At 63.4% G+C, this 16,960-nt stretch carries 11 protein-coding genes; 8 read left to right on the top strand and 3 right to left on the bottom strand.

Annotated elements, in window-relative coordinates; all coding sequences use genetic code 11:
* Positions 1-289 precede the first annotated feature (289 nt).
* From AC5LXX_RS24680 to AC5LXX_RS24670, 3 genes are all read left to right on the top strand, one after another.
* Complete coding sequence (locus AC5LXX_RS24680; RefSeq protein WP_493411337.1) at positions 290-2,065, top strand: serine aminopeptidase domain-containing protein; 1,776 nt, start codon at positions 290-292, stop codon at positions 2,063-2,065.
* A 424-nt stretch (positions 2,066-2,489) separates the two neighbouring features.
* On the top strand, positions 2,490-3,680 hold the full coding sequence (locus AC5LXX_RS24675; protein WP_493413407.1) for a glycosyltransferase family 4 protein: 1,191 nt from the start codon (positions 2,490-2,492) through the stop codon (positions 3,678-3,680).
* Between the two features lie 38 nt (positions 3,681-3,718).
* Positions 3,719-4,972, top strand: a complete 1,254-nt coding sequence (locus AC5LXX_RS24670) for a flippase (RefSeq protein ID WP_493411336.1) — start codon at positions 3,719-3,721, stop codon at positions 4,970-4,972.
* Positions 4,973-5,092: 120 nt separating this feature from the next.
* Here AC5LXX_RS24670 and AC5LXX_RS24665 read toward each other — a convergent pair whose 3' ends face one another.
* Complete coding sequence (locus tag AC5LXX_RS24665; protein ID WP_493413406.1) at positions 5,093-6,274, bottom strand: polysaccharide biosynthesis/export family protein; 1,182 nt, start codon at positions 6,272-6,274, stop codon at positions 5,093-5,095.
* A gap of 498 nt (positions 6,275-6,772) precedes the next feature.
* Between AC5LXX_RS24665 and AC5LXX_RS24660 the strand changes: the two genes are divergently transcribed.
* From AC5LXX_RS24660 to AC5LXX_RS24645, 4 genes are all read left to right on the top strand, one after another.
* Positions 6,773-9,088: a GNVR domain-containing protein gene (locus tag AC5LXX_RS24660; protein WP_493411335.1), complete on the top strand. Its 2,316-nt coding sequence runs from the start codon at positions 6,773-6,775 to the stop codon at positions 9,086-9,088.
* 221 nt (positions 9,089-9,309) lie between these two features.
* Positions 9,310-10,734, top strand: coding sequence for a DUF6418 domain-containing protein (locus tag AC5LXX_RS24655; RefSeq protein ID WP_493411334.1), 1,425 nt, complete (start codon positions 9,310-9,312; stop codon positions 10,732-10,734).
* A 44-nt stretch (positions 10,735-10,778) separates the two neighbouring features.
* Positions 10,779-11,924: an acyltransferase family protein gene (locus AC5LXX_RS24650; RefSeq protein ID WP_124447959.1), complete on the top strand. Its 1,146-nt coding sequence runs from the start codon at positions 10,779-10,781 to the stop codon at positions 11,922-11,924.
* Positions 11,925-11,960: 36 nt separating this feature from the next.
* Positions 11,961-13,226: a right-handed parallel beta-helix repeat-containing protein gene (locus tag AC5LXX_RS24645; protein ID WP_493411333.1), complete on the top strand. Its 1,266-nt coding sequence runs from the start codon at positions 11,961-11,963 to the stop codon at positions 13,224-13,226.
* An 81-nt stretch (positions 13,227-13,307) separates the two neighbouring features.
* On the opposite strand, the gene AC5LXX_RS24640 is transcribed toward AC5LXX_RS24645, so the two are convergent.
* On the bottom strand, positions 13,308-14,828 hold the full coding sequence (locus AC5LXX_RS24640; protein ID WP_493411332.1) for a mannose-1-phosphate guanylyltransferase/mannose-6-phosphate isomerase: 1,521 nt from the start codon (positions 14,826-14,828) through the stop codon (positions 13,308-13,310).
* Complete coding sequence (locus AC5LXX_RS24635) at positions 14,825-15,487, bottom strand: GNAT family N-acetyltransferase (protein WP_493411331.1); 663 nt, start codon at positions 15,485-15,487, stop codon at positions 14,825-14,827. Before AC5LXX_RS24635 ends, AC5LXX_RS24640 begins: the two co-directional genes overlap by 4 nt.
* A gap of 216 nt (positions 15,488-15,703) precedes the next feature.
* Here AC5LXX_RS24635 and AC5LXX_RS24630 point away from each other — a divergent pair, with 216 nt between their 5' ends.
* On the top strand, positions 15,704-16,927 hold the full coding sequence (locus AC5LXX_RS24630) for a glycosyltransferase family 4 protein (protein WP_493411330.1): 1,224 nt from the start codon (positions 15,704-15,706) through the stop codon (positions 16,925-16,927).
* Positions 16,928-16,960: the final 33 nt, after the last annotated feature.

Raw genomic sequence — 16,960 nt, 5'->3', positions numbered from 1 at the left:
CCCGGACGGTCACGCGGGTGTTTTCACATACAGGCGTTTCCGTGGGAACCCAAATCGATACGCAAGGACGGAGCCGGTTACGGGGAGCCGGCTCGCATCGTCGCAACGTCAGTCGTTCCCGATTCGGTTTATTCGGCCAGGCGTACACGCAGCCTCGTTCCGGCCGCGAGTTGACGCTCACCCGGACGCACGCGCAGCCGTTTCCGGTGCCCGGATGCCTGCTTCGCGGCATGCGACAGGGATCCAGCGGCGCGACGAACCATCAGGTGTATGGCGAAAGGACCGGATCATGACACCCATTCAGTTCAACGGATGTGTCGGCTGGTTTCACGCGGGCCATCGCCCACATGGCATCGTGATTTGCGAGCCGCTCGGTCACGAGGCGCTCTGGCTTCACAAACTCGTGCGCGCGCTCGCCGAGCATCTCGCCGAGCGCGGCTTTCCGGTGCTGCGATTCCACTATCCCGCAAGTGGCGACTCGCTGGGCGACGAACACGACGCCGACCGCTTCGACCACATGCTCGAGAGCGTTCGGCATGCCGCCGATGCGCTGCGCGAGCGTGTCGCGTCGGACACGCTGACGCTCGTCGGCGTGCGCGCCGGCGCCGCATTGGCGCTCCTCGCCGCGGACGGCATCCCCGGATTCACGCGCTTCGTCGCGCTGGCGCCGGTGGTGCGCGGCCGCGGCTACCTGCGCGAGCTTTCTCTCGTCGCGCAACGCTGGCTCGACAACGTGCCGCCGGCCGTGCGGGAGGCGGTTCGAGACGAACGACCGCTCCATGTGCTCGGGCACGCGTATCCCGATGATCTTGTCGCTGCACTGCGGGCCATCAACCTGTGTGAGTCTGCCGGACGACTCCAGGCGTTGCCGGCGCGCGCGTTGCTCGTCGATGCACCGTACGGCGACGGTCCTGCGCTGTCGGATGCCCTCGAGGCGCGCGGGGTTTCGGTCGATCTGCAGGCCTGCCCGGACTGGGGCGGTCTCATGCGGGAGCCGGTCTGGTCACGGCTACCCGACGGATTGATCGACAGGGTCGCGAACTGGGTCGACGACAGTTCCGATGCGGCCGTTCGCGTTTCCGTTCGGAGCACCGAGTCGGCCGTGTCCCTGGCAGGAGAGGGCAGTGTCGAACGCATGGTCTCGGTGGGGCCAGGGCGCTTGTTCGGCGTACTGTGCGAACCGGCCGGCAACATCCGGCGCGCGGCCGCACCGACCCTGTTGATCACCAACACGGCAGCCAATCCGCACGTCGCCGACGGCCGGCTTGCGGTTCGCCTCGCCCGGTCGCTAGCGGCATCGGGTATCAGCAGCCTGCGCGTCGATTCGAGCGGCATCGGCGACAGCGGCCCGCGTGCGCGAGACGATCAGTCGGATATTCCGTATTCGGATCAGGTGATCGACGATATCGCATCTGCGGCCGAGTGGCTGAAGGGGCAGGGGCATCGCGAGATCGTGGCATTCGGGATCTGCTCCGGCGCGTACGCATCGCTTCATGCCGCCGCGCGCGAGCATTTCGCCGGCGTGATTGCGGTCAATCTTCCGGTTTTCATCTGGCCGCGCGGCGAAACGCTCGCGAATGCCGTCAATAACCAGACCAATTCGATGCGCGGCTATTGGGCATCGCTGCGCAGCCGCGACAAGCTGCGTCGGCTGATGCGCGAAGGGCGCGATCTGCGGCCAGTCCTGCGCGCGCTGTTCCGTTTCGTCACGGGTGTCATGACGGTGCCCGTCAAGCGTGTCGGCGAGCATTTCGGCTGGCGTCCGGGTAACGAGACACCTCGCGGATTGCTGCGAAACATGTCGGCGCACGGCGTCCGTACGCATCTCGTCTACGGCACGTTCGATGCGGGTGTCGACGCGCTGGTCCGGCATTTTGGCCCCGCATCCCGTGCGTTCGGGCATTGGCCGAACGTATCCGTCGACCTGCAGGACGCGCTCGATCACTCGTTGCACGGCAACGCCGCCGCGCAGTACGTCGTCGCGCGTTGCACCGAGATGCTCGCCGGCTGGTACGCGCCGGCCGAATTCGCGGCACCCGCGCAGCCGGAGCCCGCGCACTCGTGACGTTCGGGCAGAGGACGCACGCAGGCCCAACCAGGCGGCGATCGCGGCGTTTCTCCCGTGCGGGCATCCCGGCAGCGCGGCATCGGGGAGCAATCCGGCGGAAGTTTTGCCAGAGTCTCCCGTCAACGTAACCGGACGAACAGTTCGGCGGCTTCGGTCGTCTTATCCTGACAGTGTCGAATTTTCATGGGGTTGCCTGTTCGCAGGCGCCATCGCGGCTCCGTTCAGGAATGACAATGAAGCAAGAGTGCCGGGAACATCGGAAGTGGAATCCGCGTCACGGTGAGCGGGCAACGCACGATCGGGTGCATGCAACCCGGGATGACAGCGGTTGGCGAAACGCGCACGCAACGATCGGGCCCTGTCATGCAGTCGATGACGTGGCCTCGCGTTCGCGACATGGTGTTCGCCGAGGTCAATCGTGATGCGTGTGCTGGTGATCAACGACTTTGCTCGCAAGGGCGGCGCCGAGGAAGTGTACCGTGTGTCCGTCGACGTGCTGCGCGCCCGTGACGGCGTTGAAGTCGAAACCTTCGACGAGCGTGCACTACCCGATGTCGAGGGCGGCGGGCGGGCGCGTGCATGGTCACCTGCCGCCGCGCGTGCGCTCGCCGCGCTGCTCGATCGGTTTCGCCCGCAACGCATTCTCGTGCACAACTACCACAACCGGTTGTCGAGCGCGATTCTGCCCGTGCTCGCACGCTACAAGCGGCACTCGGGATGTGGTCTGTTCATGACCGCGCACGATTACCACCTGTTGTTCTACAACCCGAGCCTGCTTGTCTATCCCGGCGGACGGGCGCAACCGTTGTCGATCGACCTGCTGCATCGCAGCCGGCGCGTCGCGCTGAAGGCCAGCCCGCGCGGCATGCTTCACGACGTCGCGAAGAAATTGCATTGGCATGCGGTCGATGCGCTTTTCGATCCGCTTGGCCTGTTCGACGAGATCCTCTGCCCGAGCCCGTTCATGCGAGATCTCATCGCGCAGTGCGGCCGAACTCCCGCCACACTGGTGCCGAACCCGATCGACTCGACGCTGGTTCCTCGTCCGCCCAAACCCGTCCGGAGCGATCGCCTCGATCTTGCGTTCGTCGGACGTGTGGATGCGGACAAAGGCCTCGGCCGGTTTCTCGCGCTCATGAGCGAATCGGCCGGCGATGCGATTGCGTCGCTTACCGTTTACGGCGACGGGGCCGAGCGGGCCGACCTGGAAAAACGTTACGCGATGCTCGTCGAATCGGGGAGGCTGCGCTTTGCCGGGCGCCTCGATCATGCAACGTTGTTCGCCGCGCTGCCGACGCACGATGCCCTCGTGTTGCCGTCGATCTGGGTGGAAAACGCCCCCCTCGTGATTGTGGAGGCGGCGATGCTCGGCCTGCCGGCGCTCGTGCACGACATCGGAAGCCTGTCGACCTTTGGTGACGAGATCGGTAACAAGATCCTCTACCGGAGCACGGCCGAAGGCTTCGCGCACGCGCTCACCGAACTGCGCGCGCACCTCGATAGCGACAATCGTCACTACGACTGGTCGCGTTACTCGGTCGAATGCTACGCGTCGTCGCTGTGTGCCGTACTCGGCATCGGCACGGATGTACCGCGAACGTGGGCACATTGACAGTTGGCACACTGTTTCCTCTCAGCCCGTAAAGCACGATGACCGCTGTCCGAAAAAATTTTACGTTGTTGTTCGCATTGCAAATCTCGACGTACGTCGTGCCACTCGTCACGTTGCCGCTGCTGACGCGCGTGCTCGGCCCCCTGCAATACGGGCGGTTGTCGTTCGTGCTGGCGGTGACAACGTATTTCATCAATCTGGCCAATTACAGCTTCGACCTGACCGCAACGCCGCGTGTCGCGCTGGCGGACGGCAGGGTGGAGCGATCGCGGATTTTCTGGGCAACGGTGTGCGCCCAGTGGGCGATCACGGTCGCCGGCTTCGCCGTGCTCGTCGCGCTGACCCTGCTCATCCCGCATTTCGCGGCGGAGCGCACGGCGCTGCTGATCGGGTTCGGGATGGCGGTCGGTGCCGCGCTGACGCCGGGCTGGTACTTTCAGGGCATCCAGAAGCTGAGCGTTTACAGCGTCACGGTGGTCGTGTACCGTGCATGCAGTGTCGTTGCCTTCTTCTTGTGGGTGCGCACGCCGGACGATCTCCTGCACGCGGTTGCCATCAACGCGGCGGTGCCGTTGCTGTGCGGAGTGACGTTACTTGCCTACCTGTTCCTCCACCGCGAGATCGACAGTGTCCGCGTGCGGTTCGCCGACATCGCCGCCGCGCTGAAAGGCGGCTCGCAGGTGTTTCTGGCATCGACGTCGATCTCGTTCTATGCATCGACCAATACCATCCTGCTGAGCATCGTCTCGGGCAGTGTCGCCGCCGGTTATTTTTCCGCTGGCGACAAGTTGATCCGGGCTGCGGTCGGCCTGCTGCAACCGCTGAGAGCCGCAACCTATCCGCACGTCACGTATCTAATGCATCACGCGCGTGACGATGCGTTTGCGTTCCTGCGAAAGCTGATCGTGCTGCAGGGCGCATTGGTGCTGACCATGTCGGCAACGATCTACGCATGCGCACCGCTCATCGTCCGGATCCTGTACGGCAGCTCGTTTGCGCCGACGGTCGGCGTGCTGCGTTGCCTGGCACTGGTGCCGTTCATGGCATGCATGACGGATCTGTTCGGTGTTCAAACCATGCTGCCGATGGGCATGAAGCGCGCCTTCAGCATCATCCTGATCTCGTCCGGTGTGCTGAACGTGACGCTGCTGCCGCCGCTTGCCATGCTGTTCGCAGAGCGCGGCGCGGCGATCGCGGTGTTGCTCGCCGAAACGGCCGTCGCCGTCGCGCTTGCGTATGTCCTCTGTCGTGAGCGGGTCGGTCTGATCAACCTGTCGGCGCGTTCGGGCTGACGCGATGCGAGGAGGCGGCGATGGAAGCGTGATGCATCGGATTCGCCATCCTTCCGAGCGACAGCCATTTGCGATGCGAGTCGACGGGCGTCGCCGTTGCCCGTCCCTCCGACATGCCGGTTACTTGGTGATGAGCGCCCCGGTCAACCCCGCGCTGATGGCGGGCAGCAGCAGGTTCAGCACGCGGCTCGCGCGGACCAGCCCGGTGTTGTCGACATACACGATATCCTTCGACGCGAGCGGGAACTGATTCGCAAGCAGCATCGAGACGGGCGACTTCATGTCGAGGTGATAGATGACCGGCTCGCTGTCGGCGGCCTTGCGCAGCACGAAAACCTGTTGGGCGTTCGACGTCTGCTGGTTGAGCTGGCCGGCCTCCGAAAGCGCCGCACTCAATGTGAGCGAGCCATCGCGTTGGGGCGGCACGGCCGTCGGCTTGTTCACTTCGCCCATGACATAGACGGGATTGTCATCGCGCGCACCCACATGCAACAGGTCGCCCGGCTGCAGCATGATGGCGGCGGGACTCTTGCCCGTCTTCATCATCTGCGCGACGTTCACGGGATAAGTCGTGCCGTTGCGACTGATCGTCACGCGACTCTGATCCGCGCTCGGCGCGAAGCCGCCCGCGCGATTGACCGCTTCGACCAGGGTCATCGGAATGTCGTTGATCGCCTGCGAACCGGGGGCGCGCACTTCGCCGTCTACGTACACTTGCTCGGCGCGGAACGATGCGACGCGAACGGTCACTTGCGGTTTGATAAACACTTTCCTGAGTTCGGCATCGAGTTCCCGCTGGACCTGCGCCGAAGTCTTCCCGGCCGCGCGGATCGGCCGCGTCACGTACGGGAACTGCACGTTGCCGTCGCTATCGACCACGAAACCGGGTGCTGCGTCGGACGATTTCGTGTTCTGCGTGGGCTGGCCGACAGCGGCAGCGAATTCGGGGTGATCCCACACCGTGATTTGCAGCACGTCGCCCGGGCCGAGCTTGTAGCCACTCGGCTTGCCGAGCAGATTGCCCGGAATCGGCGACGCGGTGCGCTGCTTCTGCTCCGTGTGAATCTGGTTGATCAGCGTCAGATCGATCTGCTTGACCGGCACCTTCATGTCACTGGTCACGTCGCCATTGTCGGTGGTCGTGACCGGCAATGCAGCCTGGTCTGCCATATGCTGGCCCGGCGCGAACGCGCACGCCGAAAGCAGGGTGGAAATCGCCACGGACAGCGCGGCGCGCATTCGACGCGCTGCATGGTCGTTCTTTTTCAGCGCGAGCGTATCGAACAGCTGGTGGTTGTTCATGTCGTCATTCAGCATGGTAAACCGGCTGGTCTGCCGGCCGGATATGACCCGTATTTAGAAACAATTTAAATTAATTTAATACTTGCCGTGCCTTCGAGTTTCTGGCGTTTCTCGTCTCGACATCCTGATATCGGCGGTCATGCGTCCGGCTGCGCCATCAAGCCCGCAATTGTCATGGATTGTCGAAAGGGGAAGCGATGGGCACTTAACATAGCACGAGACAGATGGGCAACCGAGAGATTCGCACCATCAGTGCCTATTAATGTAAGCCATCGCACTTAGCGCGCCGGGTATTTATCGCATAGTGGCCCGGACAAACAGAATCATTGGGGTTCCTGGGGGCAAGGGTTCAGTGGCGCACTTTTTACCGACCTGCAGTCGGATGGAGGGCAGGCACCCACGATGGCCCGGTCTGGCAAGGGTGTCGCGCGGCACGCGTGACCCCGAGCACGCGGCGCCACGAGAAGCCTGGCAAGGTGGCAATTTGGGAGTTTATGCATGGCATTGGATATGCGTTCATCTAATGAGTACCGAGACGGCGCGGGAAATATTTCCCGCGACGCGACTCGCTTTACGCTGACCGAATTGCTGGAGAATGTGTTTTATTATCGAAATGCATTTATTTCTGTTTTTCTGGGATGCCTGCTGTTGGCGATCGTGTATGCGATGTCGGCGACACCGATTTATTCTGTTGATACATTGATACAGGTCCAGGAAAACAAGCATAGCGCGCTGGGTTCGCTTTCGGAGATTTCGAATGCGCTCGATATTCAGAACTCCGCCGTCATCGGCGAAATCGATATCGCTCGCTCGCGCACGGTCGTCACCCAGGCGATCGAGAAAACCGTCGCGCAGGCGGAAGTTTCAGTCAGTAATCGGATTCCGCTCGTAGGTGGCTTTCTTGGTTCGATCCTGTCGAAGGATGCGGATGGTCTCGTCAAGCCGTTGTTCAATACGCCGTTCTGGGCGTGGGGCGGTGAACGAGTCGAATTCAGCAAATTCGACGTCCCCGATGCACAGCTTGGCAAAAAGCTGGAGTTTGATTATCTCGAGGGCAACCGTTTCCTGTTGAAGGACAGCGATGGCCAAACGGTGTTGAAGGGCGTCATCGGCCAGCCGAGCGAAGGCAACGGCTATCGCGTGGAGGTGTCGCGGATCGTGGCGCGCCCCGGTACGGAGTTCCGGGTACGGCGGGTTGCCACGTCCGTTCGACTCGATGCCGTCCTGACCAAGCTGGCCGGCGCTGAAACGAAACGCCAGTCGGGCATCATGCAGCTCAGTCTCGAGGATCCCGATCCTGTGTTTGCCGCGCGGCTGCTCAATGCGATAGCCGCGGCCTATCTGGATATCAACGCGAGACGGCGTTCAGAGGACGCGGAACGCAGCCTGACCTTCCTCGAAGCGCAACTGCCGGCGGTGAAGGCACGGCTGGAGCAGGCGGAGCAGGCGCTGAACACGTTTCGCAACTCGCAAGGTTCGATCGATTCGCAGGGCGACGTCAGGCTGCTCATTGACCAATTGGCGCTGGTGGACAAGTCGCGGCTCGAAGCCAAGCTCGAGTATCAGGACTTGTCGTCCAAATATGTAGCCGGACAGCCTCAGATCGCGGCCGTGGTCAACAAGCTGAAGACGCTCGATCAGCAGTCGGCCGAATTGAAAAGCAAGGTGGCGCACCTGCCGTCGCAGCAGCAAACCTATTTGCGTCTGGCGCGAGACGTCGAAGTCAATAACCAGCTCTATGTCGGCTTGCTGAACAACACGCAGCAGTTGCAGATCGCGAAAGCGGGCACGGTCGGCAATGCATCGATCATCGACAAGGCGGATGTGAGCGACAAGCCGATTCGGCCGAAGCGCATGATCGTGATCGTGCTGGGTGCAGTGGTCGGGCTGATATTGGGCGTTGCCGTGGCACAAGGCTTTGCATTGTTTTTCAGGCGTGTTCGTGATCCGAAGTATCTGGAAGCGATGGCCGGCGTGCCGATGCTCGGCGTACTACCGTCGTCGCCGCGGCAGATCGAGGCCGACCTGAGCGACAGGTCGGCTTTCATGGCGGTGAGCGAGCACCCGGATACGCCGCTCGCCGAGGCGATGGCGAATCTGGCCATGCTGTTGCGTTGCAGGATGAGCGCGGATGGGGGCAAGGCGACGACTGTCCTGATGACGTCGCCCGAACCGGGGCAGGGCAAGTCGATGATCTCCGCCAATATTGCTGGTCTGTATGCGGCCAGCGGCCTGAAGACCCTGCTTGTGCGTGCCGATGCGGGCCAAGGGGGCATTGATCGACGCGTGCCGGCGAAATACGAGAAGGGATTGTCGGATGTGCTGAAAGGCTCGATCGATCTCAGGAAGGCGATCGCTCGCGTTCAGGAAAATCTCGACATGCTGTCTGCCGGAAAGCAGGCCGATCGCGCACCGAACCTGTACGGCACCGAGAAACTGGGGGCGCTGCTCGCTTCGCTGCGCGGCGAATATGACGTGATCATCGTGGATGCGCCGCCGGTTCGTCCGGCAGCATACGTCGCCATGTTGTCGAGGTTCGCCGACATCACGTTGATGGTGGCGCGTCAAGGTTCGGTCAGCTACGCCGATGTGGCGGACGCGATCGAGAACCTGAACAAGGTCGGTGCGAACGTGGATGGCCTGGTGTTCAACGGCTTCGCGCTTTCACCGTTGCGCCACGGCTATTACGCGAACGGGAATCGACACGCGAAGGAAACCCGGGCGCAGGCCGATCCTCGCTACGTCGCATCCGATACGTTGTGGTTCAGGGCATGGACGCGCGTAAGAAAGGAACTGCTCAGAAACGTTGCGTGATGTTGAGCAGAGCGGAGCGCAGCAAATGAATCATCGGATCATGGCGAAACGAACACCTCAAGTCGATACGGATACGGCACGAGCCATGCCGTTCGTCGGGTCATGGTTGATCCGGCCTTCCCGGACGCGGTTTGCGAGGGTCCTGAGCCCCCGTGATGATGAGCCTTGCGCCGCCGGGTACGGGTGCATGAAGGATGGCGCGAATTTCGGGTTGCGGCACGATGGATAGAACGACCGGAGCATTGGGCGGCACGGGAGGCTTTGCCTCCGCGAACAGCGTGATCGGGTTGACGCTGTTCGTGCTCGCATTGCTGTTCAACGCGGTGATGCCGGCGCTCGGCATGAAGGAGTCGAGCGCCTTGTGCACGTTTCTGCTGGCAACATTAGGGCTCGTTGCCCTGGTCAAATCGCGCCCGGTGTTTGCCATTTCGATGCTTTACGTGCTGGCGATCGGCATGACCGCATTCCTTGCCGGCGTGGGATTGGAGGACGGCGGCTATCTGACGGAAACCGACGTCATCGGTGACGCGACAGGGGCATTCAGCCGGCTCCTTTCGTTCTATCTGATTTTCGTCGTCTGTGCGTTCGTTGCCTTCGATCGGTTTCTGGACGAACGCCCGGCGCGCGAGCCGATCAAGGCACGGATCACGTTTCAACCGATCAGCATCGTGATCGGGTTCGGGCTCGCGGCCACGATCATCGCGATCGGTGTGATCGCGGGTCTGACGTCCGGGTTCTCGTTGTTTTCCGGCATCAATCGATATGCGCTGCGGAATGATTCATCGAACGGGACGATGTTCAACCTGTTCCTGAACAATCAGTCCTTCATGGGTTTTCTGCTGGGCACCATTGCCACCAGTCCCGACAAGCGCATCCGCGCGGCGGCGATCCTGACGATGGCTGTCGACCTGGCGCTCAACGTGATGCATGGCGAGCAATTCATGGCAGTGCTGCACATCGGGTTGTGCTCGCTGGCGCCGTTCATTTCGATTCATGCGATGAACGGAAAGCCGGTTGTCCGCTTTCTGGGTATCGGTGCGGGACTGGCGCTGTTGCTGGGTGCCGTTTCCATTGTGTACTCCTACCGCGGGCAGGGGCTCGAAGTTGCCGACATGCTTTCGTCACGCTTTCTGCTACAGGGCCAGCCGTGGTACGTGGTCGACAACGATGCACACCTGTTCACGGCGCCGAGGCTTGGTGGCACGGACGCTTTCTGGCGCTTCGTGAACTCGCTCGGTTCCTGGACCATGCCGACGTTTTTCGACGATTCCGAACCGAGCGGCTTGCGTGACTTGATGAAGTCGTACACCGAGCCGAGCGTGCTCAGGGCCTACATGTTCGACGACGTGACCTTCACGATGGGGAACATGGCCGTGCCCGTGTACTGGTTCGGCTATGCCGGAGGCGCTCTCTTCATCGCGATGACCGGCCTGGTGTACGGCGCGCTCGGTGCGCTGCAGATTCTGGTGGCGATGCGCGGCGGGGTCGTGATGCTATGGCTGATGGCGAAGGTCTTTTCATATGCAACCTTCGCCGTTCAGCAAGGTGAATACTGGATGATGTTCGGCTCGCGTACGGCTTTTTATGCAGTTCTCGCACTCGCCTGGTGGTATTGGATCGATGCGAGGCATTCGGATCCCAAATGAACCAGGCCATCCGCCTTGTGCGTTGAGTCTTCACCATTCCAGTCATGTCAAACGCGATGAGTTCCGAGCGGTTTCAGCATATCGACGCCATGCGTGCCGTCGCGGTGATCCTCGTCATATGGACGCACTATGCTGAACGATTCGTCCCCCTTGCCGGTTCACAGCAGGTGCTGGACACGCTGCAGCGTTCCGTGAATTTCGGAAGAATCGGGGTGGTCATTTTCTTCGCGATCAGCGGCATGCTGATTCCAACCAGCCTGCACGGCGAGATCGGCGCGGGCACGAAGCGGTTCCTCGTTCGTCGATTTCTTCGACTGTATCCGGCCTATTGGCTGGCGCTGCCCGCAGGGTATTTTGTTCATTGGTATTTGTTCGATAAAACGATGGACCTGCGTGGCATTCTGGCAAATGTGACCATGATCCCGGTTGCCTTTGGGGAAAGCCTGATCCTGCCGCATGGCTGGACGCTGGAAACGGAGTTGTATTTTTACGGGTTGTGCCTGATTTTGTTCTGGTGCGGGGCGCTTCACCGGATGCTCCACCTGTGCCTGGTCACTGTCGGGTTATGCGGATTGTTCGTGTTGACGCTCAAATTGCACCTGTTCCCGGCTGATCTTCTCAGTCAGTACAAGACCATGCCATATCATCTTGGGATCATGTTCTGGGGCGCATGCTTTCGCCAGGCGTACGACAACCCCACGCGACTGCTGCATGTCGGACTGGCCAGAGGCGGTGCGCTGTCTCGGCTCTCCGTCACTTACCGGGCGGCGGTCGCTTATGCAACGGTACCGGTCGTCGGCGTTGCGCTGGCGGGGGCCATCGATGATTGGCGGCATCACAACACGTTTCACCTTCCGATTTCGCTTGCCTACATGATCGGCATCGCGACGTTCGCGATGCTCGCGACCGTGCTGAAGCTTCGCATCCGCCTGCTGTCGTGGATCGGCAAGATCAGTTACTCGGTGTACCTGTTGCACAGTCTTCCGCTGTTTGCGGCGTACTGGCTGTGTCAGCGTTTCCACATCGCCGGATGGCCGCTCGGTCTATACATGATCGTACCGATGGTGCCTTTGATCCCGTTGTCGTGGGCCGGCTACCGACTGTGTGAAGCACCGTTCGTGAAGCTTGCGCGTACGCTCACGTCGCGTCGGGGGCGTGGTGTGCTCGCGTCCGGCGATGCGACCGGCTGATGCGTGCGCCGGGTTGCTCCCTGGAAGTGATTCGATATGCACAGATCGCCGTGCCTGTGTCGCGTATGCGCCGGTATCGCCGGCATGATGATGGCTGGCTGCCTGGCGTGGCCGGGGTTCGCCGCGGCAGTATCCGGCACTTCCGGAACGAGTGCGATTCACGTGGATCTACCGGCTGCGTACGTTCATCCCGACCCCGATGCAGCCGATCAGGCGGACGAACTGCAGCGCGCGCTGGACGTGCTGCAGCCGGGCCAGCGGCTGGTGTTCATGCCGGGACGGTATGTCGTCGGCCGTTCGCTGGTCGTGCGGCAGCGGCATGTCGTGCTGTCGGGTGTCGGCGCGACGCTGATTGCGACCGTTCCCGGCAATCAGACGATCGAGATGCGGGGCGACGGGTCGACGCTCGCCGGGTTTCATCTCAAGGGAACCGGCGCGACGCGTCTCGACACGCCGGAATCGACCAAGGTCGAGGTGACGGGGCGTGACGTGCAGGTGCTCGACAACGTCATCGACGGCGGCGCCAGCGCGGGCATATTCGTGTTCGGCGGAGCGGACGTCGCGATCGTCGGCAACCAGGTACTGTCGACACTCGCCGACGGCATTCACATCACGCACGGCGCGCGCAATGTACTGGTTCAGGGTAATGTCGTCCGCGGGTCCGGCGACGACATGATTGCCGTGGTGAGCTACCTGGCCGACGGGGCGTTGACCCGCAACGTGCTGATTACCGGCAACATGCTCGAAGGCAATACGTGGGGGCGCGGAATCACGGTGGTCGGCGGCGCGGAGGTGACGATCTCGGACAACACCGTGCGTGACGTGCAGGTGAGTGCCGGGATCCTCGTCGCGCAGGAAGACAGCTACCGGACCTACGGCGTGTCCGACGTCCGGGTCGAGCACAACGTGGTATCGGCCATCCAGACCGCAGCCGGCCGGACCGACCCGCGTCCGCTCACCCAGCAGGCCGCGATCGAGGTCAGCACGTGGTCGGGCTCGGTGACGCGCGTGGCCGTGATCGGCAACCGTGTGTCGCATGCGCGGTTCGACGGTATTCGCTTGTGGGGAAACGTGTCGGGCGTCCAGCTCGTGGACAATTCCTTGTCGGAGGTCCACGGCATGACGGTGCGAGTCGGCCCCAGGCAGGATTGCGCCGCCGCCGACGCGAAAGCCGGGCCGTGCGCGGCCGTGCTCCAATCGCGGTCAGTCGCGCCGGACGTGGTGGGCGCGGGTGTCTCGTTGTTGCCGCATGTACGCGAATTCGTCAGGCAGTCCAGCCGGTCGCGGCGCGATATCGACTGAAGGCGCGACGCGCCCGTCGATCGATATCGTCATCGCGGTGTTCGCGCGCACGGTGGGCCGGGCGCACGGTATCCCGCACCGCTATGCCTGCTGCAAAGGCAGTGCCTCGACCTCGCGCCCGTACTGATCGTCGAAGCGCACGATATCGTCTTCGCCGAGATAGTTGCCCGATTGCACCTCGATGATCTCCAGCGGAATCCGGCCGGGATTCTCGAGACGATGGACTTCGCCGACCGCGATATACGTCGACTCGTTCTCGCTGAGCAGGAAGGTTTCGTTGCCGCGCGTCACCTTCGCGGTACCGCGCACGACGATCCAGTGCTCGGCACGGTGATAGTGCATCTGCAGCGACAGCCGCTTGCCCGGCTCGACGACGATCCGCTTCACCTGGAACCGCTCGCCGAGATCGATCGAATCGTAATGGCCCCACGGGCGCTGCACCTTGCGGTGCTCGCTCGCCTGCGGTCGCCGGTCGCTTTTCAGGCGCGCGACGATGTTCTTCACGCGCTGCACGTCGTGCTTGTTCGCGACGAGCACCGCGTCGGGCGTCTCGATCACGACGACATCCTTCATCCCGACGCACGCGATGAGGCGGCCTTCCGAACGCACCAGGCTGTCCTGCGTGTCCTCGAACACGATCGGGCCGCGCGCGACGTTGCCGTGATCGTCCTTCGGCATGATTTCCCAGATCGCATCCCACGTGCCGACGTCCGACCAGCCGGCCGACAGCGGCACCACGATGCCTTCGATGCCGAGATCGCTGCTGTCGGCGAGGCGCTCCATGACCGCGTAGTCGATCGAGTCGGACGGGCAGGCGTCGAAGGCCGCCGCGTCGATCCGGAAGAACGGATCCTCGGCGACGCCCGCGCGCCATGCCGACTCGCAGGCCGCGTGAATCTCGGGCGCCAGCGCGCGAATCGCCTTGAGCCAGACCGATGCACGCGTGACGAAAATGCCGCTGTTCCACCAGTAATCGCCCGACTGCAGGTAGCGTTCGGCGAGCGCGGCGTCGGGTTTCTCGACGAAGCGTCCGATCGAATAGCCGCCTTGTCCGCCGTGGCGGCTCGTACGCGGCTCGCCGACCCGGATATAGCCGTAGCCCGTTTCCGCGCGGCGCGGCAGCACGCCGAGCGTGACGATCGCGCCTTCCTGCGCGTAGCGTGCCGCGCGGGAGATCGCGTCCTGGAACGCGCCGACATCGGCGATCACGTGGTCGGCCGGCATCACCGCGAGCACGGGGTCGTCCTCGAGCACGCTGGCGTCGAGCGCGGCGAGCGTGAGCGCCGGTGCCGTGTTGCGCGCGGCCGGTTCGAGCAGGATGCGCGCGGGCGCCGCACGGTCGACCACTTGCGCGGCGCTCATGATGCGATGCTGTTCGCCGCAAACCAGCAACAGCGTGTCGCCCAGCGCGGCGTTCGCGATGCCGTTCAGGCGGCGCGCGGTCGCGGAGAGCGGCGATTCGTTCGACGTCAGCTCGATCAGCTGCTTCGGATACTGTTCGCGCGACAGCGGCCAGAGACGCGTGCCGGAACCGCCGGCGAGGATGACCGGCAGGATGCGCGGCAGGTCGGGTTCGGGAACCGGGCGTAGGGTGCGGGTCATCGGTTGGCTCCGGTATCGGCGGGCAGCCGGTTGTGTACGCGTCCGTCGGCGCGTGCGTCTTCATTTCGCGGGCGGGCCGTCGAAAGGGTCCGGGACAGCAGCTGGCGCAGCGCGCCGGCGGCGCGGTCGGCCGGCCGGATCATGCCGACGAACGGCGCGCCCTGCTCGAGATACGGTCCGTATGCCTTGCGGAATCCGAAACGTTTGTAGAACGCCTGGCGCGGCTCGGGGACGTGCATGCGCAGCGCGGCATCCGGCCACGCGGCCAGCGCGGCGGTCAACGCACGTTCGAGCAGGTGCTCGAGCGTATCGCCGTCGCGGCACGCTTCGCTCGTCAGTACCTTGTCGATCACGACGTCCGGGTCGATGTCGTCGCCGGGCAGGATCCGCGCGTAGGCCGCGACTTCCGCGGTATCGCCGGTGCGTGTGGTTGCATAGACGTGCAATGCGCCTGCGTCCTTGCCGTCGATGTCGAGATGGGTATGCGCATCCTCGACGACCAGCACGGCGTTACGTGCGCGCAGGATTGCATAGAGATCGACGGCGCTCAGATGTTCGAATTCACAACAATGCCATTCCATGATGCGGTCCTCGTGTGAAACCTTCAGCACGCCGTGCCGCGCGGACGCGTTTGTCCTGTGCGGTGCGGCGATGATCATGATGCGGATGCCGTGCGAGCCGGTCTGTTCGAAAGCGCACTCACGCTCCGGTTTGTGGGCCTGCGCGAGGTGCGACGGTCGCGATGCACCGACAACGGCGCAGTGTGCGGTAGCACACAACGGCCGCGCCGGTGCTTTCCGATAATTGGCACCGCATGGTGGCCGCGTTGCGCGGCTCGCCCATATCGAACGTCAATGAAGAATCGGGAGCGGTACTTGAAGATTGCGATCGTTCACGACTGGCTGGTCGTGCCTGGCGGCGCCGAGCGCGTGCTGGCCCACATGATCGACTGCTTTCCGCAGGCCGATGTCTACAGCCTCGTCGATTTCCTCGAGGATCGTGACTGCCTGCGCGGCCGGGCGGTGCGCACGTCCTTCATCCAGAAGCTGCCGTTCGCGCGCACGCGCTACCGCAGCTACCTGCCGTTGTTTCCGCTTGCCATCGAACAGTTCGACCTGTCGGCGTACGACGTCGTGCTGTCGAGCTCGTATGCGGTCGCGAAGGGCGTGCTGAGCGGCCCGGACCAGTTCCACGCCAGCTACGTGCATTCGCCGGTGCGCTATGCCTGGGACCTGCAGCACCAGTATCTGAACGAGGCCGGGCTCGCACGCGGGCCGAAATCGGCGATCGCGCGGGCGCTGCTGCATTACATCCGCAACTGGGATGCGCGCTCGGCGAACGGCGTCGATCGTGTGGCCGCGAATTCGAACTTCATCGCACGCCGGATCCGCAAGACGTACCGGCGTGAAGCGACGGTGATCTATCCGCCGGTCGATGTCGACCACCTGTCGCTGCGCCCGGACAAGGAAACGTTCTACCTGACCGCATCGCGGCTCGTGCCGTACAAGCGGATCGACCTGATCGTCGACGCGTTCTCGCGTACGCCCGAACGCCGTCTCGTCGTGATCGGGGACGGACCGGAGATGGAGAAGATCCGCGCGCTGGCCGGGCCGAACGTCACACTGCTCGGCTACCAGCCGTTCGACGTGCTGCACGACCACCTGCAGCGTGCGCGCGCATTCGTGTTCGCGGCGGAAGAGGATTTCGGCATTTCGCCGGTCGAAGCACAGGCGTGCGGCACGCCCGTGATCGCGTACGGGAAGGGCGGCGTGCGCGAATCGGTGCGCGCGTGGCCGGCCGCCAGCGCAACGGGCCTGTTCTACCACGCGCAGACGGTCGACGCGCTGCTCGACGCACTTGCCCGTTTCGAAGCGCTGCCGCGTGGGTCGATCGATCCGCACGCGTGCCGCGCGAATGCCGAATGCTTCGGTTCGGCGCGCTTTCGGGACGAGTTCACCCGCTTCGTGATGGACGGCTATGCCGCGTTGCAGGAGGAGATGGCCGGTCCCGCCGGCTTTACGCCGGACGACGGCGCTCCGGCCGCAGGCGGCATGCATGATCGGCCGGTCCGGCATGGCCAGGCGGCGCTGCGAACCTGACCGGTATTCGCGCCGGTTGATTACGGCGTGTAA

The sequence above is a fragment of the Burkholderia torrens genome (assembly GCF_984668525.1).
This window is presented reverse-complemented; position numbering and strand designations above follow the sequence as displayed.

Excerpts from the sequence above, each read along its gene's own strand:
- AC5LXX_RS24650 (WP_124447959.1), top strand. The coding sequence starts at position 10,779 with ATGTCAAACGCGATGAGTTCCGAGCGGTTTCAGCATATCGACGCCATG.
- AC5LXX_RS24665 (WP_493413406.1), bottom strand. The coding sequence starts at position 6,274 with ATGAACAACCACCAGCTGTTCGATACGCTCGCGCTGAAAAAGAACGAC.
- AC5LXX_RS24640 (WP_493411332.1), bottom strand. The coding sequence starts at position 14,828 with ATGACCCGCACCCTACGCCCGGTTCCCGAACCCGACCTGCCGCGCATC.
- AC5LXX_RS24660 (WP_493411335.1), top strand. The coding sequence starts at position 6,773 with ATGGCATTGGATATGCGTTCATCTAATGAGTACCGAGACGGCGCGGGA.
- AC5LXX_RS24675 (WP_493413407.1), top strand. The coding sequence starts at position 2,490 with ATGCGTGTGCTGGTGATCAACGACTTTGCTCGCAAGGGCGGCGCCGAG.
- AC5LXX_RS24680 (WP_493411337.1), top strand. The coding sequence starts at position 290 with ATGACACCCATTCAGTTCAACGGATGTGTCGGCTGGTTTCACGCGGGC.
- AC5LXX_RS24635 (WP_493411331.1), bottom strand. The coding sequence starts at position 15,487 with ATGATCATCGCCGCACCGCACAGGACAAACGCGTCCGCGCGGCACGGC.
- AC5LXX_RS24655 (WP_493411334.1), top strand. The coding sequence starts at position 9,310 with ATGGATAGAACGACCGGAGCATTGGGCGGCACGGGAGGCTTTGCCTCC.
- AC5LXX_RS24645 (WP_493411333.1), top strand. The coding sequence starts at position 11,961 with ATGCACAGATCGCCGTGCCTGTGTCGCGTATGCGCCGGTATCGCCGGC.
- AC5LXX_RS24670 (WP_493411336.1), top strand. The coding sequence starts at position 3,719 with ATGACCGCTGTCCGAAAAAATTTTACGTTGTTGTTCGCATTGCAAATC.